This is a genomic window from Photobacterium sp. S4TG1, from assembly GCF_036040035.1.
Classification (GTDB): domain Bacteria; phylum Pseudomonadota; class Gammaproteobacteria; order Enterobacterales; family Vibrionaceae; genus Photobacterium.
The window spans coordinates 1-22,522 of sequence record NZ_JAYXUH010000022.1 but is presented as its reverse complement, the minus strand read 5'-3'; the positions used below and the strand labels follow the sequence as shown (position 1 = coordinate 22,522).

18 protein-coding genes are annotated in these 22,522 nt (G+C 43.5%); 4 read left to right on the top strand and 14 right to left on the bottom strand.

All coding sequences use genetic code 11. The features are described 5' to 3' along the window. The first annotated feature begins 116 nt into the window (after window positions 1-116). The gene (purD, locus tag VXS03_RS18410; protein WP_327765313.1) at window positions 117-1,403 is read left to right on the top strand and encodes a phosphoribosylamine--glycine ligase; all 1,287 of its coding nucleotides are present in this window, start codon (window positions 117-119) and stop codon (window positions 1,401-1,403) included. An 83-nt stretch (window positions 1,404-1,486) separates the two neighbouring features. Here purD and VXS03_RS18405 read toward each other — a convergent pair whose 3' ends face one another. Then, window positions 1,487-2,161: a DUF1481 domain-containing protein gene (locus tag VXS03_RS18405; protein ID WP_327765312.1), complete on the bottom strand. Its 675-nt coding sequence runs from the start codon at window positions 2,159-2,161 to the stop codon at window positions 1,487-1,489. Window positions 2,162-2,204: 43 nt separating this feature from the next. Continuing rightward, the gene (hupA, locus tag VXS03_RS18400; protein WP_036788936.1) at window positions 2,205-2,477 is read right to left on the bottom strand and encodes a nucleoid-associated protein HU-alpha; all 273 of its coding nucleotides are present in this window, start codon (window positions 2,475-2,477) and stop codon (window positions 2,205-2,207) included. Window positions 2,478-2,705: 228 nt separating this feature from the next. On the opposite strand from hupA, the gene VXS03_RS18395 reads away from it, so the two are divergent. Next, the gene (locus VXS03_RS18395; RefSeq protein ID WP_327765311.1) at window positions 2,706-3,764 is read left to right on the top strand and encodes a hemolysin family protein; all 1,059 of its coding nucleotides are present in this window, start codon (window positions 2,706-2,708) and stop codon (window positions 3,762-3,764) included. 87 nt (window positions 3,765-3,851) lie between these two features. On the opposite strand, the gene brnQ is transcribed toward VXS03_RS18395, so the two are convergent. Together brnQ and VXS03_RS18385 are read right to left on the bottom strand one after the other, a co-directional pair. After that, window positions 3,852-5,156, bottom strand: a complete 1,305-nt coding sequence (brnQ, locus tag VXS03_RS18390) for a branched-chain amino acid transport system II carrier protein (protein WP_327765310.1) — start codon at window positions 5,154-5,156, stop codon at window positions 3,852-3,854. A 582-nt stretch (window positions 5,157-5,738) separates the two neighbouring features. After that, complete coding sequence (locus VXS03_RS18385; RefSeq protein ID WP_327765309.1) at window positions 5,739-6,329, bottom strand: YjaG family protein; 591 nt, start codon at window positions 6,327-6,329, stop codon at window positions 5,739-5,741. A gap of 67 nt (window positions 6,330-6,396) precedes the next feature. Here VXS03_RS18385 and VXS03_RS18380 point away from each other — a divergent pair, with 67 nt between their 5' ends. Then, entirely contained in the window at window positions 6,397-7,308 is a 912-nt protein-coding gene (locus VXS03_RS18380; protein ID WP_327765308.1) for a D-2-hydroxyacid dehydrogenase, read from the top strand. Window positions 7,309-7,506: 198 nt separating this feature from the next. On the opposite strand, the gene hemE is transcribed toward VXS03_RS18380, so the two are convergent. Further along, window positions 7,507-8,574, bottom strand: coding sequence for a uroporphyrinogen decarboxylase (hemE, locus tag VXS03_RS18375; protein ID WP_327765307.1), 1,068 nt, complete (start codon window positions 8,572-8,574; stop codon window positions 7,507-7,509). Window positions 8,575-8,658: 84 nt separating this feature from the next. Continuing rightward, window positions 8,659-9,435 (bottom strand): NAD(+) diphosphatase, encoded by a 777-nt coding sequence (nudC, locus tag VXS03_RS18370; RefSeq protein ID WP_327765306.1) that lies wholly within the window; start codon window positions 9,433-9,435, stop codon window positions 8,659-8,661. 149 nt (window positions 9,436-9,584) lie between these two features. Between nudC and rsd the strand changes: the two genes are divergently transcribed. Next, window positions 9,585-10,064, top strand: coding sequence for a sigma D regulator (gene rsd, locus VXS03_RS18365; RefSeq protein WP_327765305.1), 480 nt, complete (start codon window positions 9,585-9,587; stop codon window positions 10,062-10,064). Between the two features lie 263 nt (window positions 10,065-10,327). Here rsd and rpoC read toward each other — a convergent pair whose 3' ends face one another. The 8 genes from rpoC to secE all read right to left on the bottom strand — a co-directional run bounded on the left by rpoC (window position 10,328) and on the right by secE (window position 22,270). Continuing rightward, entirely contained in the window at window positions 10,328-14,545 is a 4,218-nt protein-coding gene (gene rpoC / locus VXS03_RS18360) for a DNA-directed RNA polymerase subunit beta' (RefSeq protein ID WP_080158716.1), read from the bottom strand. Between the two features lie 101 nt (window positions 14,546-14,646). Beyond that, window positions 14,647-18,672, bottom strand: coding sequence for a DNA-directed RNA polymerase subunit beta (rpoB, locus tag VXS03_RS18355; RefSeq protein WP_327765304.1), 4,026 nt, complete (start codon window positions 18,670-18,672; stop codon window positions 14,647-14,649). A 229-nt stretch (window positions 18,673-18,901) separates the two neighbouring features. Then, complete coding sequence (gene rplL / locus VXS03_RS18350) at window positions 18,902-19,267, bottom strand: 50S ribosomal protein L7/L12 (RefSeq protein ID WP_065168453.1); 366 nt, start codon at window positions 19,265-19,267, stop codon at window positions 18,902-18,904. A 59-nt stretch (window positions 19,268-19,326) separates the two neighbouring features. Next, on the bottom strand, window positions 19,327-19,821 hold the full coding sequence (rplJ, locus tag VXS03_RS18345; protein ID WP_036788959.1) for a 50S ribosomal protein L10: 495 nt from the start codon (window positions 19,819-19,821) through the stop codon (window positions 19,327-19,329). Between the two features lie 251 nt (window positions 19,822-20,072). Then, window positions 20,073-20,777 (bottom strand): 50S ribosomal protein L1, encoded by a 705-nt coding sequence (gene rplA, locus VXS03_RS18340; protein WP_327765303.1) that lies wholly within the window; start codon window positions 20,775-20,777, stop codon window positions 20,073-20,075. 4 nt (window positions 20,778-20,781) lie between these two features. Further along, window positions 20,782-21,210, bottom strand: coding sequence for a 50S ribosomal protein L11 (gene rplK, locus VXS03_RS18335; protein WP_080158719.1), 429 nt, complete (start codon window positions 21,208-21,210; stop codon window positions 20,782-20,784). 125 nt (window positions 21,211-21,335) lie between these two features. Beyond that, entirely contained in the window at window positions 21,336-21,881 is a 546-nt protein-coding gene (gene nusG / locus VXS03_RS18330) for a transcription termination/antitermination protein NusG (RefSeq protein ID WP_045038844.1), read from the bottom strand. A gap of 11 nt (window positions 21,882-21,892) precedes the next feature. Beyond that, a complete protein-coding gene (gene secE / locus VXS03_RS18325) occupies window positions 21,893-22,270 on the bottom strand; it encodes a preprotein translocase subunit SecE (RefSeq protein WP_080158720.1) in 378 nt (125 codons plus the stop codon). Window positions 22,271-22,522 lie beyond the last annotated feature (252 nt).

The window sequence follows — 22,522 nt, the reverse complement described above, 5'->3', positions numbered from 1 at the left end:
ATATTTGGGCTCTCAATTAAGGGCCTGAATATATTTACGTTAATGTAATACCGTAGCTCCTCATCAACGACAACATTTTAACGTTTAATTTTAGCGCAGCACTCAAAGGGAAAATGATGAAAGTACTAATTATTGGTAATGGCGGCCGTGAACATGCTTTGGGTTGGAAAGTGGCACAAAACCCAGCGGTTGAAAAAATCTTTATCGCTCCAGGCAATGCTGGCACTGCACTTGAACCAAAATTAGAAAATGTCGACATTGGGGTTGAAGACATTACCGCATTAGTTGAGTTTGCTCAAAATAACCAGATTGAACTCACCATTGTTGGCCCAGAAGCACCACTGGTTATAGGTGTCGTTGATGCATTTCGCTTGGCAGGGTTAGCTATTTTTGGCCCCACTCAAGCAGCAGCTCAACTTGAAGGTTCAAAAGCGTTCACCAAAGACTTCCTTGCTCGCCATCATATTCCTACCGCCGATTACCAAAACTTTACCGAAATCGAGCCCGCTCTCGCTTATCTCAAACAAAAAGGCGCACCAATCGTAGTTAAAGCCGATGGTCTCGCTGCGGGAAAAGGCGTAATTGTTGCGATGACAGAACAAGAAGCAGAAGCCGCAGTACGCGATATGCTGGCGGGTAATGCGTTTGGTGAAGCAGGACATCGTGTGGTTATTGAAGAATTCCTTGATGGCGAAGAAGCCAGCTTCATTGTCATGGTCGATGGTAAAAATGTCTTACCTATGGCGACTAGCCAAGATCATAAACGCGTCGGTAATGGCGATACAGGCCCCAATACTGGTGGCATGGGAGCTTACTCACCAGCGCCTGTTGTTACGCAACAAATTCATGATCGCGTCATGAAAGAAGTGATTTACCCAACAGTTGAAGGTATGGCAGCAGAAGGCGCCCCTTACACTGGCTTTCTTTACGCCGGTTTGATGGTAATGGCCGACGGTACCCCCAAAGTGATTGAATATAACTGCCGTTTTGGCGATCCAGAAACGCAACCGATTATGCTACGTATGCAATCAGATTTGGTTGAGCTTTGCTTAGCTGCCATTGATGGCAAACTTGATAGCGTTGAGTCAAAATGGGATCCACGCGCAGCTATCGGAATCGTACTGGCGGCTGGCGGTTATCCTGCTGATTACTATAAAGGCGATATTATTCGTGGTTTACCTCAACAAGAATATACAGGAGAAAAAATCTTCCATGCAGGTACCACCAATAATACTCACGCTGACGTCATCACCAATGGTGGTCGAGTATTATGTGCAACAGCAATGGGTGACACAGTTTTTGCGGCTCAACAGCGTGCTTATGCATTAGCGCAACAAATCTCATGGAATGGCATGTTCTACCGTGATGATATTGGCTATCGTGCCATTAATCGCGAACAATAATTCTCAGACTTCACTTCTAAAAAAACGCGCTCACAAGGCGCGTTTTTTATGCCAAATATGTACCAAGCAAAAATAGCGACCAATTAGTCTTTTAATAAATTCGGGGCCACCAGGCACTGTTGCTGTCGACGTTGCAATAACACATCATCAACAATTAACTGCTGCTGTTGTAATTGTCCCCTGACGGCCATATACCCCTGACCTGATAATTTTTCAGCCGACGATTGAGCAATAACCTCGACTGGTTGTTGCTGCTGACAAGGAATGAATTGCTGTTGTTGCCAATGCCCTTGTACCCACGTTTGCTGATGATCAGACAGTTGTTCGACTGTCGCCGCTAATGCTTGTGCTTGTTGACGTAATTTATTAATTTTCTCATTGGATAACGGAATAATATTTTGCCCTTGTTGATAGCGTTGAAATACCGCTAAACCATGGCTATCAAACCGTAATTGCAGCTGAAAAGGAATTAAGCTGCCATCGATATGTTGCTGACCTTGTTGATAGAGCTCAAACAGCTGTCCTGAACGCCAACGATAGTTAGCTTGATATTGCCCTAGATTTGGAGAGAAAACACGCTCACTGAGCGTTATGGGCTGATCGGGGCGAAAGGTATACCAATAAAAATGAGGACCATCAGTTGCCATTTGAGCAACAGTGACGGTTTTTGGCGTAATTACTGCATTTTCAGCTATGTCGCTTGCCGCACAGCCTGTAAATAAAAATACAACCGCCAGAGAAAGCGTTATACGTTTCATAAAAAAAACGCCAGTCGCAAATGCAAACTGGCGCCATTTTCAATTACTTTAACGCGTCTTTAAGTGCCTTGCCCGCTACAAACGCCGGAACGTTAGCAGCAGCAATTTGAATTTCCGCACCAGTTTGAGGGTTACGGCCAGTGCGAGCTGCACGATGATTCACTTTAAATGTACCAAAGCCAATTAGTTGAACCTGGTCGCCATCTTTAAGCGCATCAGTAACGCCTTCAAGAGTAGCTTCCAATGCTAACTTTGCTTGTGCTTTCGACAAATCTGCTTTTTCTGCGATCAGGTCAATCAGTTGGGTCTTGTTCATTAGGTTTCCCTTCTAAGGTTTTGGGCTTAATACCGCCCAACTCTAATTCAAAAGAAGCCTGTGTGGCAAAGGTTTGTCGGCTTTTATCTGTCTAAATGGAGACTCTTTAACCATAAACTGAGCTAAAGTTCACAAAATGTTACTAATAACATTCAAAAAAGAGTTGTTTTTATTTCCACCAGCCCCGATTAATATAGCCGAAATTCGCTGATTAATTGACAGGTTGATATGGTACTGCTTACGATTTACATCTCTGTAGCAATAGGGGTGTCGTTTATTTGTTCCGTTTTAGAAGCGGTTTTATTGAGTATTTCGCCGGGATATATCGGCACTTTACGTCAACAAAACCACCCCGCAGCAGCTAAACTTGCCGCACTCAAAGATAATATAGATCGACCCTTAGCCTCAATCCTAACCCTAAACACCGTAGCCCATACCGTAGGCGCTGCAACCGCAGGCGCACAAGCAACTGTTGTCTTTGGCAGCGAGTGGCTAGGGGTATTCTCTGGTGCGCTTACCGTAGGTATTTTATTACTGTCAGAAATCATTCCTAAAACGATTGGTGCTACTTACTGGCGTCAATTAGCGCCAACCAGTGCCATTTTATTACGCTGGATGGTGGTAATATTAATGCCTCTAGTATGGATATCCGAACAAATCACCCGTCGTTTAGCACACGGTCACGTCCAACCTAAACTACGTGATGAATTATCAGCCATGGCAATGCTAGCCCACGAATCAGGCGAATTGGGTGCTGGCGAATCTAAAATTCTCACCAATCTGTTGCAATTTAAAGATGTCAGCGTCACTAAGATCATGACTCCGCGTCCGGTATTATTCCGTGTCAATGCGGAGCAAACCATCAACGAATTTTTAACTAAGCATAAAGATAGCCCATTCTCACGCCCATTAGTGTTCAGTGAGCAAAGCGACAATATCGTCGGATTTGTGCATCGTTTAGAATTATTTGCAGAAAGCCAAGCAGGTAAAGGTGGTCAAGAACTGGGAGCATTAATGCGTCCCCTGCCTGTGATAATGAATAATGTCAGTGTTCCAAAAGCATTTGAACGCTTAATGAAAGAACGTTCACAGTTAATTCTTATTGTTGATGAATATGGCACCGTACAAGGCCTTGTGACTCTGGAAGATATTTTTGAAAGTTTAGTCGGCGAAGAAATTGTTGACGAAGCAGATAAAAATACCGACATGCAACAACTGGCTTATCAACGTTGGGATAAGTGGAAGAAAAAACATAAGATGATTGAAAATAATGATGATGATATTTAAGACACATCATTAATACTAACTACAAAAAAGGGACCATAAACGGTCCCTTTTTATTGTTCAGATTTCAGAATAATCACAAGGTATTGATCAGTTATTATCCACACAATAACTATAACCACTCATACGACTGACGATCCAGCCAAGCATCAATACCAATACTGTTGGTAAAACCCAACCTGCATAATAATGGTACAGTGGTAAATGTACATTTAACGCATTATCAACAGCTGTTGGCATCACCCCAAGAATATGAGCAGCATCAACACAACCAAATACCGCAGCCGTTGCTACCACAGTTAATACCGCCGCTTGAGATAACTGGTGACGTAACGGTGCGATCATTAACAACGCAATAGCAATTGGATGTAATGCCACCACAACAGGTAAGGTCACTTCTAATAGCTGCGCTAAACCAACATTCGCAATTAGGCCTGATAGCACCATAATTACCCATACACTTTTAGAGTAAGTTACTTTACTAAAACTGCGGCTATAAAATTCACTGCCTGCCGTTGTCACACCAATCGCGGTCGTCAAACAAGCTAGCACCAATACCGACCCTAAAATAATGGTACCAAAAGCGCCAAAATGTAAGTTAGTAAATGCCGTTAAAATTTCACCGCCATTTGCAAAACCTGTGCCTAAATCAGCACTGGTCACGCCAATATATGCCAGCGACAAATACACTAATGCCATTGCAGATGCATACATAATAGCGGCAATAAAAGTATATTTTGCGATAGCTTTAGGACACTTAACCCCCATCCCTTCAATCGCTCTAAAGATAACCCAGCCAAAACCAATTGAGCCAAGTGCATCCATGGTCATGTAGCCCTGTGTCATTCCTTCAGCCATTGCGCCAGTCGCATACGGCCCAGAAGCAACATGTACTTCACCAGAGGGGTACAACAATGCAACCACCGCCATAATCGTTAAAATAGTCAACAATACAGGTGTTAACCATTTCCCTAAGCTATCAACTAACTTTCCGGGATATAACGAAAATAAAATTGCCGCGAAACAAAACACAATAGAAAATGGAATTAAGCCACTATCACCAATAAATGGCGCCAAACTAAATTGATAAGCAACGGTAATAGTACGAGGAATAATAAAGGCTGGACCGATAACAATAAATAGCATAACCCAAAAGCCGGTTGCTAATGGTTTAGGCAACGCAGCGGTTAAATTATCAGAACCGCGTACCCAAGCCACAATCACTAATGCTATTGCAGGTAAGCCAACGCCTGTTAATAAAAAGCCCGCCATACCGCTAAGAAAATTATCTCCAGCTTGGTAACCTAAATAAGGAGGAAAAATTAAATTTCCCGCGCCTAAATACATGGCGAAAGTCATGAAGCCTAAGGCGGCGATATTACGTGCACTTAACATAGTATTCCTTGGTAATTACTTTGCAGCTTGGAGAAAGCGAGATGGGATGTTACGTAGTAGATCCTGCTAGCTTGCTCACAAGCTGACAGAAAAATAGGTATGGCCTGTCAGCCTTGAATAAGATTCAAAGAGAGCAGGAGGAGCGAAGTCGCCATTGATTTGCAAATAGCAACGATAGTTGGACTGAAGCAAGATATAACAACAGTTACAGTAGAATGCTTCATATTTGCCTCCTTCTAACTAACAGACCACGAATGGCGTAACTGAAGTGCTACGCAATGGTTATGTTATAAACGCCAACGGGCTACGATTACAATAGCCAAAACAAAATAAGTGGAATGGCGTAAACTTTATCCGCCAAGTAGTCATATTCACTGCTTTTAAAGCTTTAATTTAGAATAAATCACCAAACCAAATTAAACAATTTTTTAACATTAAACGGCGATTGTCTAATTATCACATCACAAACACCATTTATTCATTACAGTTCAAATAATAATTAACCTAAATCACACTAAAAAAATAACACTGAATAAAAAAAAAGAAGCCCATAGGCTTCTTTTTTTATTTCGCTAATAACGATTAATTACATTCAATACCAATATTACTAATTGGCTCATCACGTAACTCAGCACGTAAATCTTTAATCAAATCGATATCGCGACGCTCTGCTTCTTTTAGCGCGCGGAAAATTTCCCACTGAGTATCCCACTCTGCGCATACAGCTTCATTTTGTTTTTGATTATCGTTAGTAATTTCAATACCTGTTTGCGCCGACTCTAAATCTGCCACGGTTTCAGCAGATAAAGCACTTAACTTAACGACTGTTTCCAGCATCAAATCACGATCTAACATTGCATGCAGAAGATCGGCTAATGCAACACAAGCATCAATCGCAGGACGCACAGCGTACAGATCATAATCGTTTTCACTTGGTACCATGTCTTCTAACTTTTCAAGCTGGCTTTCAAAGTTAATTTTGGCATTTTTAACCGTGAGGATCTCCCACACGCTATCTAAGATCACTCGGTAACGTTGACCATCAGTAAACTGTGTTTCAGCACAGAAAAAAGCGTAATTCGGATACATACGCTCACATAACGACACCATAAAAGTCAGATGTTGCCAAGGTTCTAATTTTTCTAAACGTAACTGGATTGGATTCTTAAGCATGGGATAATCTACAGTAGTGATTTAGGTTGAAGTTTACTTGATAAACGAATGCTACAAAAGGAAAAGCATGATCAAAGTTAAGATCGTCTCTCGTCAGCAGCAACGTTATGTGCAATTACTCACTAACGCGCAGCTACCACAACTAGAAATAACGGAAGATCCACAACAAGCAACCATTTTGCTGGCTGATCCTCCTTTAATTGCCCCCCATTTAGCAAAATATCCACATTTACAATGGCTACAATCCACTTATGCTGGCATTGACGCGCTGATTAAACTCGAAATTAAGCAAAATTATCAACTGACCAATATTCGCGGGATCTTTGGTCCTTTGATCACCGAATATATTTTAGGTCACATTCTCAACCACCAGCGTCATTTCCATCAATATAAAGTGCAACAACAGCAATCACATTGGCAATCACATCCTTATCAATCCATGGTAGGTAAAACCATGGTGATTATCGGCACAGGCACTATCGGGCAACACTTAGCAAAGGTTGGAACAGTACTTGGCTGCCATATCATTGGCGTTAACCGCAGTGGTACCGCTGCCAGCGCTGATTTTCAGCAAACCTATGCCATTACCAACTTAAACACCGCTTTGACTCAAGCCGATTATGTCATTTCAATTTTACCCGCGACCACAGGCACAGATGATCTTTTTGATCAAGATAGCTTTAGTCACTGCAAAAATGCGCTATTTTTCAACGTAGGTCGAGGTAATGCTGTTAATGAACAAGCACTAATAATGGCACTTGAGCAACAACATATCACTCATGCTTTTATTGATGTATTCAAAACAGAACCCCTCAGGCCTGATCACCTTTTTTGGCACCACCCAAAGATCACCATTACGCCGCACATTGCAGCAGAAAGCTTTCCAGAACAAGTATTTACTATCTTTAAAGATAACTACTTCCGTTTTCAACAACAGCAAGAACTCAACTATCTTATTGATTTTAAAAGAGGTTATTAATGGATTAGACCACTAACTATTAATATTATCAGTAGTTTACATTCACATAACAATGACGATCCTAGTAAGATCCTACTTGCTTTATATGTATTTTTTAAACGTCTTAAAATAATGACAAAAAAAACCACACCCAAATGGTGTGGTTTTTATCAACCTAAGCTTCAATACACCGCTTACAGCGTACTTCTAAAGCAAGAATTATTTATGGTATGGCTTTGATAGCTCATGCACCGCATCAACAAACACACCCGCGTTTTCAGGTGGCACATCAAGATGAATGCCATGGCCTAAGTTAAATACGTGACCGGTACCTGTATCACCAAAACCATCTAAGATAGTCGCGACTTCTTGACGAATACGTTCAGGTTGAGCATAAAGTACCGATGGATCCATATTACCCTGAAGGGCAACTTTATCACCCACACGACGCTTCGCATCGCGAATATCAATTGTCCAATCTAAACCAATCGCATCACAACCCGTTGCTGCAATTTGCTCTAACCACATGCCACCATTTTTAGTAAACAGCGTTACAGGTACACGACGGCCATCATTCTCACGAATTAAGCCATCAACAATTTTATGCATGTAACGTAATGAGAACTCATTGTAATCGCGAGGCGTTAATACGCCACCCCATGTGTCAAACACCATAACAGCCTGTGCGCCAGCTTTGATTTGAGCATTTAAGTACTCAATTACACTGTCCGCCAGTTTATCTAGTAATAAATGAAGAGTTTGAGGTTCTGCATACATCATCTTTTTGATCTTAGTGAAAGCTTTAGAGCTACCACCTTCAACCATATATGTCGCTAGTGTCCACGGGCTACCAGAGAAGCCAATTAATGGTACTTCACCTTGCAAATCATGACGAATTTGGCGTACTGCATTCATCACATATTGCAATTCACCTTCAGGATCTGGTACACCAATACGTTCAACATCAGCTTTACAGGTAATTGGGTGACTAAATTTAGGCCCTTCACCTGCTTCAAAATACAATCCCAATCCCATTGCATCAGGAATGGTTAAAATATCAGAAAATAAAATTGCCGCATCCAATGGAAAACGCTTCAAAGGTTGAAGGGTTACTTCACTGGCTAATTCAGCATTTTTACATAGCGACATGAAGTCACCAGCAACACCACGCGTTGCACGATACTCAGGTAAGTAACGTCCAGCCTGACGCATCATCCATACTGGTGTGCAATCTACAGGCTGCTTTAGCAACGCACGTAGATAGCGGTCATTCTTTAATTCGCTCATTTGAGACTCCACGGGTTAATTCTGCGTCATATTGTAGCACTCATTAATCTTAACAACCGAGTGCAATTGCTTATCCCGCATTTATTAATGCGTATCGTTTTCATTATTAATCATCAAAGCAGTATCAATAAGCCGTCGTGCAATGGTGCCCAATGGTGCAACCTCAGGTAATTGGTCAGCACTCGCCCACATTGCATCAGTCAATTCTTCGTAGTCAGGTTTGATCTCGCCACCAGCATAATCAGCAATAAACCCTAACATCAAATTGGACGGAAACGCCCATGGCTGACTATCAAAATAACGAATATTTTTAACGCTAATCCCTGTCTCTTCAAATACTTCACGTGCGACGCACTGCTCTGCTGTTTCACCCGGCTCAATAAATCCCGCGATAACAGTATACATACCTGTTTTATGCCGAGGATGCTGTGCGAGCAACAATTGATTATCTTTGCGAACTGCAACAATGATACAAGGCGAAACCCGTGGATAATGCACACTATCACAACTTGAGCAATGCATCGCAAGCACGTTAGAATCTAATTGTAGCTGATGACCACAATGACAACAAAAACGCTGACTGTGCTGCATATACGCTAATTGTATCGCTCTACCAGCCAAAGCAAATAACACACTATCACCTGTTAGCAAGCATCTTAAATTAAAGAAATCAGCCTCATCAAAGCCACTTTCTTCAACTAACCAATACACAGGTACTGCATTAAAATACCCCACAATACGTTTAGTTATTGTGCTACAAATAAGCTGCTCACTTGTGCATAAAGGCAAACACCCATTTTGTAACAGCAACTTGCCATTTCTAATTACACACCAATAAGCCATATTCTCATTTTTTAACATTTTTATTACTTTCATCCTTGCAGCAGCGTAAATTTACTGGCAATCTAATCTTGAAACGGAATATTTATCCGAAACCATATCTCTTATATCAAGAGCCGGATCGCATAAGCATCGATATTAAGATGCTGATAGATCATGAGGATGTGCTCATGCTTAGTAAATTTGAACAAGTTAAAAAAGAATGGGGCGGCCATAACGATGTTATTGATCAATGGCTAATGATGCGCCAGCAACTTTTGATCGATTACTGTAAGCTAATCGGCATCACACCCAATGATGAAAATCGTCACCTACCTACCGCGTCCAAATTATGTTTATTTAGCGAAGATCTCGTTGATTATATTTCAGCGGGTCACTTCAAGATTTACGATAACGTAATGGCACGCTGGCATCAAACAGGCTTTTCACCAACAGACGAAATGTCTGCCCTCTACGCAAAAATCACGCTAACGACTGAACCATTATTAAACTTTAATGATAGCTATGGTGCTATCAATGATAATGATCCATTAGATTCCCTTGATGACGATTTATCACAACTTGGTGAATTAATGGAATCTCGCTTTGCGCTAGAAGATAAATTAATTGAATTAATCAGTGATAGCCTCGCTTGTCCTCCTGGTGCTTAACCACTAGCACCAATAGCCAATATCACACATTATTGTGGCAGTGACCTTGCTGCCACCTATTCCTCGCACCTCGCACCTCGCACCTCGCACCTCGCACCTCGCACCTCGCACCTCGCACCTCGCACCTCGCACCTCGCACCTCGCACCTCGCACCTCGGGATCATTTTCCCCACTTTCTAACTCAACCCCAAACTAAATCTTAAATCGCAGCCAATAAAAAAGGCACCCCGAAGGATGCCTTTTAGAATCAGTCACGATAAGAATTAATTCTCGTCGTTAAGACCTGCATTCAATAGTGCCGCTAAGTCTTGAGAGGCTTGCTCTGCATCAACTTGTGGTGCTACTGGCTCCAGTTCAACATTACGTTGATTCTGACGACGTTGGTGGTAAGAGAAACCAGTACCCGCTGGGATCAAACGACCCACGATTACGTTTTCTTTCAGACCACGAAGCTCATCACGCTTACCAGAAACAGCTGCTTCTGTTAGTACGCGTGTTGTTTCCTGGAACGATGCTGCTGAGATGAATGACTCAGTCGCAAGCGATGCTTTAGTGATACCAAGTAAGTCGCGAGAGAAGCTTACTAGTGTCTTACCTTCAGCTTCTAGCTGACGGTTAGCAATCGTTACGCGAGAGAATTCAACTTGCTCGCCTTCTAGGAAATCAGAGTCACCAGCAACAGTGATAGTTACCTTACGTAGCATTTGACGAATGATAGTCTCAATGTGCTTATCATTAATCTTAACGCCTTGTAGACGGTAAACTTCCTGAACTTCGTTAACGATGTATTCTGCTACTGCGTGAACACCACGTAGACGTAGAATATCGTGCGGAGTTTCTGGACCATCGGCAATTACGTCACCCTTCTCAACTTTTTCACCTTCGAAAACGTTAAGTTGGCGATGCTTCAGGATCATCTCTTCGTACGGTTGACCTTCACTTGGAGTGATGATCAAGCGACGCTTACCTTTAGTTTCTTTACCGAATGATACTGCACCGGTAATTTCTGCCAAGATAGCTGGTTCTTTAGGCTTACGAGCTTCAAACAAGTCAGCAACGCGTGGTAGACCACCCGTGATATCCTTGTTACCGCTAGATTTTTGCGGAATACGTGATAACGTATCACCGATGCCAACCATAGCGCCATCGTCAAGCTGAACAATCGCCTTACCAGGTAGGAAGTATTGAGCTGGCATCTCTGTACCAGGGATCATTACATCGTTACCATCTGCATCAACAAGTTTGATAGCTGGACGCATATCTTTACCTGCTGCTGGACGTGCTGCTGGATCAGTTACTTCGCTTGAAGATAGACCGGTTAGATCATCTGTTTGACGAGAAACTGTTACGCCATCAATCATATCAACGAACTGGATACGACCAGCCACTTCAGTGATGATTGGCATGGTGTGAGCTTCCCAGTTTGCTACTGTTTCACCAGCAACAACCTCAGCGCCATCACCTTTAGTTAGCAACGTACCGTAAGACAGTTTGTAGTTCTCTTTTGTACGACCAAGCTTATCAATGATGCTTAGCTCAGATGCACGAGAAGTAATTACAAGCTTACCAGCGTTGTTAGTTACGAACTTCGCATTATGCAGTTTCATAGAACCCGTAGTTTTCACTACGATCTTATTATCTGCAGCTGCTGCTGATGCCGCACCACCGATGTGGAACGTACGCATTGTTAGCTGTGTACCAGGTTCACCGATAGACTGCGCCGCAACAACACCTACTGCTTCACCTGAGTTGATCAGGTGACCACGAGCAAGGTCTCGACCGTAACAGAACTTACAACAACCGAAGTCGTTTTCACACGTTACAACAGAACGTACTTTAACTTGGTCAACAGAGTTCGCTTCTAGAATCTCACACCACTTCTCATCAAGAAGTGTATTACGTGGTGCTAGAACTTCTTCTGTACCAGGAATAAAGACATCTTCAGCAACAACACGACCAAGAACACGATCGCCTAGTTGTTCCTTAACATCACCACCCTCGATAAGAGGCATCATGGTGATACCAGCGTGAGTACCACAGTCATCTGCTGTGATTACCACGTCTTGCGCAACGTCTACTAGACGACGCGTTAGATAACCTGAGTTCGCTGTCTTAAGTGCGGTATCCGCAAGACCCTTACGAGCACCGTGTGTAGAGATAAAGTACTGTAGTACGTTTAGACCTTCACGGAAGTTCGCAGTGATCGGCGTTTCGATGATTGAGCCATCCGGCTTAGCCATCAGACCACGCATACCCGCCAACTGACGAATCTGTGCAGCAGAACCACGCGCACCAGAATCGGCCATCATGTATACACTGTTGAACGATTTCTGTTGTTCTTCAACGCCGTCACGGTTAATAACGGTATCAAAAGACAAGTTATCCATCATCGCTTTAGCAACTTGTTCGTTGGCTGTAGCCCAGATATCGATAACTTTGTTGTAACGTTCACCAGCAGTCACAAGACCTGACTGGAACTGCTCTTGAATTTCAGCAACTTCTGCTTCTGCTTCTGCGATCTTAGTGTACTTAGCCGCAGGTACAACCATATCGTCGATACCAACAGACACACCAGAAAGTGCCGCGTAAGCAAAACCTGTGTACATAATTTGGTCAGCAAAGATAACAGTATCTTTCATGCCCAATTTACGGTAACAAGTGTTAAGAAGCTTAGAAATTTGCTTCTTACCAAGTGCTTCAGTGTTAACAAGGCTAAATGGCAAACCTTTAGGAACGATAGGCCATAGCATTGCACGACCAACAGTAGTATCAACTAAGCCAGTATTCTCGACAAAGTTACCCTGCTCATCTTTCACAAATTCAGTGATACGCACTTTAACGCGAGCGTGAAGCTCTGCCGTCTTAGTACGGTATGCTTTCTCAGCTTCTGCTGGTCCAGCAAGGTACATGCCTTCACCTTTCGCGTTGATACGATCACGCGTCATGTAGTAAAGACCCAATACAACGTCCTGAGAAGGTACGATGATCGGATCACCAGATGCTGGTGAAAGGATGTTGTTGGTAGACATCATTAGAGCACGTGCTTCAAGCTGTGCTTCAAGAGTCAGTGGCAAGTGAACCGCCATCTGGTCACCATCGAAGTCGGCGTTGTATGCCGCACAAACTAGTGGGTGAAGCTGAATCGCTTTACCTTCGATTAGTGTTGGTTCAAATGCCTGAATACCTAGACGGTGCAATGTTGGTGCACGGTTAAGCATTACTGGATGCTCACGAATAACTTCGTCTAGGATATCCCAAACGATCGCTTCTTCGCGCTCAACCATCTTCTTAGCAGCTTTGATAGTAGTCGCAAGACCACGAGTCTCTAGCTTGCCATAGATGAATGGCTTAAATAGCTCTAGTGCCATCTTCTTAGGAAGACCACACTGGTGCAAGCGTAGGTATGGACCTACTGTGATAACAGAACGACCTGAGTAGTCAACACGCTTACCAAGCAAGTTCTGACGGAAACGACCCTGCTTACCTTTGATCATGTCAGCCAAAGATTTCAGAGGACGCTTGTTAGAGCCTGTGATAGCGCGGCCACGACGACCGTTATCTAGCAATGCATCAACAGATTCCTGCAGCATACGCTTTTCGTTACGTACGATGATATCAGGAGCAGCCAGGTCAAGTAGACGCTTCAGACGGTTGTTACGGTTAATAACACGACGGTAAAGATCGTTAAGATCTGAAGTCGCGAAACGGCCGCCGTCTAGTGGTACCAACGGACGAAGATCCGGCGGTAATACTGGCAGTACAGACAGGATCATCCACTCAGGATTGTTTCCAGACTGTAGGAATGCTTCAACCAATTTAAGACGCTTGGTTAATTTCTTACGCTTGGTTTCAGAGTTAGTTTCTTCTAGCTCTTCACGCATGTTTTCGATTTCAGCATTTAGGTCCATATTGCCTAAAAGTGCTTTAACCGCTTCTGCGCCCATTTTAGCGTCGAACTCGTCGCCCCATTCTTCAAGTGCATCCAAGTACTGCTCTTCAGAAAGCAGCTGGCTACGCTCAAGGTTGGTCATACCAGGTTCGATAACTACGTATGATTCAAAGTAAAGTACACGTTCGATATCACGTAGAGGCATGTCCATTAACAGACCGATACGAGATGGTAGTGACTTTAAGAACCAGATGTGGGCAACAGGTGAAGCAAGCTCAATGTGACCCATACGCTCACGGCGTACTTTAGTCTGAGTAACTTCAACACCACATTTTTCACAAATCACACCACGGTGCTTCAAGCGCTTGTACTTGCCACAAAGACACTCGTAGTCTTTTACCGGGCCAAAGATACGTGCACAGAAAAGACCGTCACGCTCAGGCTTGAAGGTACGATAGTTGATTGTTTCTGGCTTTTTAACTTCACCAAAAGACCATGAACGAATCATGTCAGGTGAAGCTAGACCGATTTTGATAGCATCAAATTCTTCGGTCTTATGTTGTGCTTTCAGAAACTTAAGTAAGTCTTTCACATTCGGCTCCTGTGAGGAGTTGACCCATAAAGGCGCCAGGACTACTGGCGCCTTCATATTTATACCGGAGTAACTAATAAGTATAGGTGACTAACCTAATCTTATTCGTCTTCCAGCTCGATGTTGATACCCAACGAGCGGATTTCTTTCAACAATACGTTGAATGATTCCGGCATACCAGGTTCCATACGATGATCACCGTCAACGATGTTTTTATACATCTTCGTACGGCCGTTAACGTCATCTGACTTAACGGTTAGCATTTCTTGAAGGGTGTAAGCTGCGCCATATGCTTCAAGCGCCCATACTTCCATCTCACCGAAACGCTGACCACCGAACTGAGCTTTACCACCCAGCGGCTGCTGAGTAACAAGGCTGTAAGAACCGGTAGAACGGGCGTGCATCTTGTCATCAACCAAGTGGTTCAGTTTAAGCATGTACATGTAACCAACAGTTACAGGACGCTCAAATGCATCACCAGTACGGCCATCAAACAACTTCAGCTGACCAGACGTTGGTAGATCACCTAACTGTAGCAATTCTTTAATTGATGATTCAGGTGCGCCATCAAATACAGGAGTTGCAATAGGTAGACCTTTACGAAGGTTTTGTACAAGTGTACGTACTTCGTCGTCTGATAGTTCAGCAATGTCAACCTTCTGGCGAGTATCACCAAGATTGTAAACACGTTGTAGGAAGTTACGGAACTTATGTAACTCCTGCTGTTCTTTCAGCATGTCGTTAAGTTTGTCACCGATACCTTTCGCCGCAAGACCTAAGTGAGTCTCGAGGATCTGACCGATGTTCATACGTGACGGTACACCCAATGGGTTTAGTACGATATCAACAGTCTGACCTTTTTCATCGTAAGGCATGTCTTCAACAGGGTTGATCTTAGAGATTACACCCTTGTTACCGTGACGACCTGCCATCTTATCACCAGGTTGAATGCGACGACGAACAGCTAGGTATACTTTAACAATCTTAAGTACGCCAGGTGCTAGGTCATCACCCTGAGTGATTTTACGACGTTTAGTTTCAAACTTCTTATCGAACTCAGCTTTCAGTTCATCATACTGTTCTGCAAGCTGTTCCAATTGGTTTTGTAAAGTTTCGTCGTCAAGCGTTTGTGCAAACAACGTATCGCGGTTCATTGAAGAAATCTTATCTTCGCCGTAACCTGCAGATAGTAGAAGCGTACGAACACGAGCAAGAAGACCACCCTCAAGGATCTGGAATTCTTCTGTGATATCTTTCTTCGCTTCTTTCAGCTGCATCTCTTCAATTTCAAGAGCACGCTTGTCTTTCTCAACGCCATCACGAGTAAATACTTGTACGTCAATGATCGTACCAGTAACACTACCAGGAACACGTAGAGATGAGTCTTTAACGTCAGAAGCTTTTTCACCGAAGATAGCTCGTAGAAGCTTCTCTTCAGGCGTCAGTTGTGTTTCACCTTTAGGGGTTACTTTACCAACTAGGATGTCACCACCCTTCACTTCTGCACCGATGTAAACGATACCTGATTCGTCCAACTTAGAAAGCGCTGCTTCACCCACGTTAGGAATGTCGGCAGTGATTTCTTCAGAACCCAACTTCGTATCACGTGCCACACAAGAAAGCTCTTGAATGTGGATAGTAGTGAAACGATCTTCCTGAACTACACGCTCAGAAACTAAGATGGAGTCTTCGAAGTTGTAACCGTTCCAAGGCATGAACGCGATACGCATGTTTTGACCAAGCGCAAGCTCACCAAGGTCTGTTGAAGGACCATCAGCAAGAACATCACCACGTGCTACTGGCTCGCCAGGTAGTACAGTTGGACGCTGGTTAATACATGTGTTCTGGTTAGAACGGGTGTACTTAGTCAAGTTGTAGATATCGATACCTGCTTCACCAGGAATCAATTCGTCTTCGTTAACTTTGATAACGATACGAGAAGCATCTACAGACTGAACTTGGCCGCCACGTTTAGCAACAGCAGTTACACCTGAATCAACACCGATTTGACGCTCGATACCAGTACCAACTAACGGCTTATCAGCACGGATAGTAGGTACAGCCTGACGTTGCATGTTCGCACCCATAAGGGCACGGTTAGCATCATCGTGTTCTAGGAACGGGATTAGGGATGCCGCCACAGATACAACCTGGTTGGTTGCAACGTCCATGTATTGAACATGGTCACGTGGGTGCAGACCTGAATCGCCTTTCTGACGAGCAGTGATCAATTCGTCAGCAAAAGAACCATCTTCGTTAAGCGCGGCGTTTGCCTGTGCAATAACGTATAGGCCTTCTTCAATTGCTGATAAGTATTCGATTTGATCCGAAACTTTTCCGTCTACAACTTTACGGTAAGGTGTTTCCAAGAAACCGTAAGGGTTACAACGCGCAAATACAGATAGCGAGTTGATTAGACCGATGTTTGGACCTTCAGGAGTTTCGATAGGACATAGACGACCGTAGTGAGTCGCGTGTACGTCTCGAACCTCAAAGCCAGCACGTTCACGAGTCAGACCACCTGGACCAAGCGCCGAGATACGACGTTTGTGAGTAACTTCTGACAACGGGTTGTTCTGGTCCATAAACTGTGACAATTGAGAAGAGCCAAAGAACTCTTTCACTGCCGCAGAAATAGGCTTCGCGTTGATTAAGTCTTGAGGCATGATTGCATCAAGATCGCCTAAACTTAGACGCTCTTTAACAGCACGCTCAACACGAACTAGACCTACACGGAATTGGTTTTCAGCCATTTCGCCCACAGAGCGAATACGACGGTTACCAAGGTGGTCGATATCATCAACCTCGCCTTTACCGTTACGGATATCGATCAACTTCTTCATCACTTCAATGATGTCGTCGTTGCTCAGGATACCAGGACCAGTTATTTCTTCACGAAGAAGAGAACTGTTGAACTTCATACGACCAACAGCAGAAAGATCGTAACGATCTTCTGAGAAGAACAAGCTTTCAAATAATTGATCAGCTGCTTCGCGTGTTGGTGGCTCGCCAGGGCGCATCATACGGTAGATTTCTACCAATGCACTTAGACGGTCAGTACTGTTATCAACACGTAGTGTCTCTGACATGTACGGACCATGGTCTAAATCGTTCGTAAATAGAACTTCAATAGACTTATGACCAGCCTGAGATAGAAGTGCTAATGCTTCCAAGCTTAATTCTTGGTTAGCCGTAACAATCAGTTCGCCAGTTTCTTCGTTGATGTAATCACGTGCAGCGATTTTACCAACGATATATTCAACAGGTACTTCGATGCTATCAATGCCATCTTTCGCCAATTGACGAATATGACGAGCAGTGATACGACGACCTTGCTCTACGTAAACAGTACCGTTTGCTTCGATATCAAAGCTTGCAGTTTCACCACGTAGACGATCAGGTACTAACTCCATAACTAGAGACTTGCCGCGTACTTCGAAATTAATCTTATCGAAGAACATGTCAAGAATCTGTTCAGTTGTGTAGTTAAGTGCGCGAAGGATAATAGACGCAGGTAATTTACGACGACGGTCGATACGTACGAATAGATTATCCTTAGGATCGAACTCGAAATCCAACCATGAACCACGGTAAGGGATAACACGAGCGTTATATAACACTTTACCTGAGGAGTGGGTTTTACCCTTATCGCTGTCAAAGAATACACCAGGACTACGGTGCAGCTGAGATACGATAACCCTCTCGGTACCGTTAATAACGAATGTACCGTTATCTGTCATGAGCGGAATTTCGCCCATGTAAACTTCTTGTTCTTTAATGTCTTTTACGGTGCCAGCCGGCGCATCTCGATCATACATGACCAGACGTAGCTTCACGCGTAGTGGAGCAGAATAAGTTACGCCACGAATTTGACATTCTTTGACATCGAAGACCGGCTCACCGAGACGATAGCTAACGTATTGCAGCTCGGAATTGCCATTATAGCTCTGGATTGGAAAAACAGAGCGAAAGGCAGCTTCTAGACCGTAATGCCCTTCTGGATCCTGCTCGATAAATTTTTGGAAAGAATCAAGCTGGATCGATAGCAAGTATGGTGCATCCAACACTTGTGGACGCTTACCAAAATCCTTACGGATACGCTTTTTCTCGGTATAAGAGTAAACCATAGGTTCCTCAGATCGCTGATAAGTGATCCAAACTACCCCATATCACATGCGGGGGTAGTGACTAATCGTTGTTTTTATAGTAGGAATATTCTAATGAAACTAGAATATTTTTTACGCAGACAGTGGATACAAAACAAGGTAAAAATACCACCGGTCTATAGCGCAAAAAGGCCGGTGGCATTTTTGCCACCAGCCAATAGCCATAAAAGGCTATGAAATCAAATAATAATTATTTAACTTCAACAGAAGCACCAGCTTCTTCTAATTGAGCTTTAAGAGCTTCAGCTTCAGCTTTATCTACGCCTTCTTTAACAGCAGCAGGAGCGCCGTCAACTACAGCTTTAGCTTCTTTAAGACCAAGACCAGTTGCGCCACGTACAGCTTTGATAACTTGTACTTTGTTAGCGCCAGCAGCTGTTAGGATTACGTCAAATTCAGTTTGCTCTTCAGCTGCGTCTGCAGCTGCGCCGCCTGCAACTACTGCAGCAGCAGCAGTAACACCGAATTTCTCTTCCATAGCTTCGATAAGCTCAACAACTTGCATTACAGACATTTCTGCAACTGCGTCTAGGATTTGCTCGTTAGTGATAGACATAACAATTCTCTTTTAAAGTCAACAATAAGTATAAATAGTAATCAGATAAAGCGCGGCAATTAAGCTGCAGCTTCTTCTTTCTGATCACGTACAGCCGCGATAGTACGTACAAGTTTACCAGCAGACGCTTCTTTCATGCACATCATTAGGCGTGCGATAGCTTCGTCGTAAGTTGGTAGAGTTGCTAGTACATCAGCGTTGGCAATAGCGCCTTCGAATGCAGCAGCTTTGATCTCGAAGCTTTTATTCTCTTTAGCGAAGTCTTTGAAAAGACGCGCTGCAGCACCTGGGTGCTCATTAGAGAAGCCGATTAGTGAAGGACCAACGAAAACGTCTTGTAGACATTCGAAGTTAGTACCTTCAACTGCACGACGTGCTAATGTGTTACGAACAACTCTTAGGTAAACACCAGCTTCACGAGCTTGTTTACGTAGAGTTGTCATTGCACACACACTAACACCGCGAGAGTCAGCAACAACTGCAGACAGGGCACCATTGGCAGCTTCGTTGACTTCAGCAACAATTGCTTTTTTGTCTTGAAGATTTAATGCCATTGGATTTGCTCCTGGATAATTTCTGGGTAACCCCAGTATTTACACCACTCACTGCCGGTTGACAGGAGAGTTTTACGGCGCAGATCCAAAAAAGACTTACATCAATCATGTTCTGGCACCGTCTACGTAGGTAAATTAAGTTCCGAAAAACACCTACGGTCTTTGACGGAGGTTAATTGAAAACAATCAACCTCAGCCACGAATTCGGAAGCGACAAATTATACACTAACTTATCGCTTCTGCAAATTAGTTTACGCTACGTTAGCTTTCAGAGAGTTCTGATCTAACGCTACACCTGCACCCATAGTGGTAGAGATGCTTACTTTCTTAATGAAAGTACCTTTCGCTGAAGACGGCTTAGCGCGCTTCAGTGCAACTAGAAGAGCTTCTAAGTTCTCTTGTAGTTGAGCGGCATCAAAGTTCACCTTACCGATAGTAGTGTGAATGATACCATTTTTGTCGTTACGGTAACGAACCTGACCAGCTTTAGCATTTTTAACTGCTTCAGCAACGTTAGGAGTTACAGTACCAACTTTAGGGTTTGGCATAAGACCACGTGGACCAAGAATGGTACCAAGTTGACCTACAACGCGCATTGCATCAGGAGATGCGATAACAACGTCAAAGTTCATTTCGCCTTTCTTAACAAGAGCAGCTAGATCTTCCATACCTACAAGCTCAGCGCCAGCTTCTTTAGCAGCTTCAGCGTTTGCGCCTTGTGTAAATACAGCAACACGGATGTCACGGCCAGTACCGTTAGGTAGTACAGTTGCACCACGAACGTTTTGGTCTGATTTACGTGCATCGATGCCAAGGTTAACAGCAACGTCAACACTTTCAACGAATTTAGCAGTAGCTAGTTCTTTAAGAAGAGCAACAGCCTCTGTGATGTCGTATTCACGAGTAGCATCTACTTTGTCGCGGATAACGCGCATGCGCTTAGTCAGTTTAGCCATTATCTTAACCCTCTACCACTAGGCCCATTGAACGAGCAGTACCAGCAATTGAACGCTTCATAGCTTCAATGTCAGCACCAGTCATGTCTGCAGCTTTAGTCTCAGCGATCTCTTGGATCTGAGCTTCAGTTACAGTACCCACTTTGTCAGTGTTCGGACGGCCAGAACCAGACTTAAGACCAGCAGCTTTAAGCAGAAGAACTGCAGCAGGTGGTGTCTTAGTGATGAACGTGAAAGAACGGTCACTGTAAACAGTGATAACAACTGGAGTCGGAAGACCTTTCTCTACTGAGTCAGTCTTAGCGTTAAACGCCTTACAGAATTCCATGATGTTTACACCATGTTGACCAAGAGCTGGACCAACTGGTGGACTTGGATTCGCTGCACCAGCTGCAACTTGCAGCTTAATGTAAGCTTCTACTTTTTTAGCCATTGCTATATACCTAATTTTGGGTTCAAACGTCTATTTTTAAACAAATAGACTCCCCGTCTAACGAAAGGGCGCGAAATTATAGCCTAATTCCACGCCCCTGACAATACGAGTTGAACAGAATTTGATCAGTTCTTTTCGATTTGACCGAACTCTAATTCTACTGGTGTTGCACGACCGAAAATTGATACAGAAACCTTAACACGGCTCTTATCATAATCTACTGATTCAATCGTACCATTAAAGTCAGCAAATGGACCATCTGTCACACGTACCACTTCACCAGGCTCAAATACTGTTTTATGTACTGGAGATTCACTAGCTTGTTGTAAACGGTTTAAGATCGCATCTGCTTCTTTATCAGAAATCGGAGCTGGACGATCAGAAGTACCACCAATGAACCCCATTACACGAGGGATACTACGTACAAGGTGCCACGTTTCATCGTTCATCACCATTTGTACAAGTACATAGCCAGGGAAGAACTTACGTTCACTCTTACGGCGTTGACCGGCACGCATTTCTACCACTTCTTCCGTCGGTACTAAAACCTCGTCAAAGTGCTCTTCCATACCATGAATTTTGATATGTTCACGTAGTGATTGCGCTACACGGCCTTCAAAACCTGAAAAAGCCTGTACTACATACCAACGTTTCTTTGGAGCTTCGATCATGAATTCTTACCTCACGCGCCAGTAACTAGGCGCACTAAACGGACCATAATGCCATCAATACCCCAAAGGGCTAATGCCATTACGACAGTGACTGCTAGAACAATAAAGGTTGTCTGCGTAGCTTCCTGACGAGTAGGCCACACTACTTTGCGGACTTCCATGCGTGACTCACGTGCAAACGTAATCACGGATTTACCTTTAGCTGTTAGTGCGGCAAAAATACCAGCAATAACCACAAGGGCTACCACGGCAGAAGAGCGCAGAACAACAGAAACATCACTGTATAGGTAATTACCAACCACAGCAGCAGCTAGCAAAGCAAAAACCACGACCCATTTCAGGCCATCCATTTTGCTTTCGCTTTCTTGGTTTTCGGCATTCGCTTTCATACAACCAACCTGTAACTAGTCTTAATCATCTAGACGAAAATGACCCCGCGAGGGCGAGGTCAGGATGAAGAAAAAGGTCTAAGCCTTTAATAACATTATTAAAAACTTCATCTTTACGAAATTTCACTTCTACACTTTGGACAAAAAACACGCAGTTTCAAGTTGAAGTGTAGAAAAAGGGCATCAAATGATGCCCTTTTTAGTGCTCTATCGTCAAATTTAATTCAACGATATTAGCGTAACTTATGCAAC